The organism is Psychrobacter sp. T6-1 (assembly GCF_052258445.1).
In genome coordinates, this window is record NZ_JBQQFC010000500.1 from 1 (window position 1) to 1,202 (window position 1,202).

Here is a 1,202-nt window from a genome sequence, read left to right on the forward strand (position 1 = left end):
AAGGGCACCAAAGCCAAATCTGCTCATGATATGGTACGCGAGTACACGGTGCAAAAGGCGCTCAAGGATGCCTATCCTTATGTTCCAAAGATGGTCGCGCTATGTACCGACGAGGACATCATCGGTGCCGACTTTTATGTGATGGAGCGTATGGAGGGTATTATTCCACGCGCTAATCTGCCAAAGGGAATTGAGCTTGACAAGTTGCAAACGCGCGCGCTGTGTACCAATGTCATAGACGCACTCGTTGAGCTGCATCAAGTGGACTACGCAGAGCATCCTGACCTAGTTAAGTTAGGTCGCGGTGAGGGGTACTGCGAGCGTCAAGTAAGCGGTTGGAACAAGCGCTATATCAAAGCGAAAACGCCGAATGTACCAAGCTTTGCCTTAGTGCGTCAATGGTTGACCACTCATACGCCAAGTGATAGCAAGACATGCGTGATTCACAATGACTGGCGCTTTGATAATGTTATTTTAAATGCGGACAATCCTACTGAAGTCATTGGCGTGCTCGATTGGGAGATGGCAACCCTTGGCGATCCGCTAATGGATCTAGGGAGTGCGCTAGCGTACTGGATTGAGGCCGATGACAACATGATCATGCAGCAGTCGCGCCGTCAGCCGACCCATCTAAAAGGCATGATGACTCGTGATGAGGTGGTCGATTACTATCTTAAGCAAACGGGTCTTGAGGTCGATAACTGGACATTTTATGAAGTGTTTGGATTATTTCGCCTAGCGGGTATCGTTCAGCAGATTTATTATCGCTACTATCATAAACAAACCAAAAATCCTGCCTTTAAGAATTTTTGGATTATCGTTCATGTATTGCATGCTAAATGCCTTAAGCTCATTGCTAAGTATGAGGGTGAGGCGCTATTTACCCGCCGCGTACAACCGCATTTGCAAGAGATCGGCGTCGATGCAGCAATGGTAGAGCAACTACCAGCGCCTATACAAAAAGTCGTCAAAAGCGTGTTGCCCAAAGGCTATTTTGAGTCGGCATCTGATAAATCTATTGATAGCTAATGGCTCAAATTTAAGGTAACAAACCAGTGAGCTAGGCCTAGTTCACTGGTTTTTATTTATCAAACTTAATTGAATAAACTATAAAGGCACTATCACAATGACAACTATTTTGCTCGCCCGCCACGGACAGGCATCATTTGGACAAGAAAATTACGATAAGCTCTCAGAGCTTG

At 46.1% G+C, this 1,202-nt stretch carries 1 protein-coding gene; it reads left to right on the top strand.

Features of this window, described 5'->3' with window-relative positions; genetic code table 11:
* The coding region (locus ACTXGO_RS14120) for a phosphotransferase family protein (RefSeq protein WP_443574960.1) at positions 1-1,029 on the top strand (1,029 nt) is incomplete at its 5' end.
* Positions 1,030-1,202: the final 173 nt, after the last annotated feature.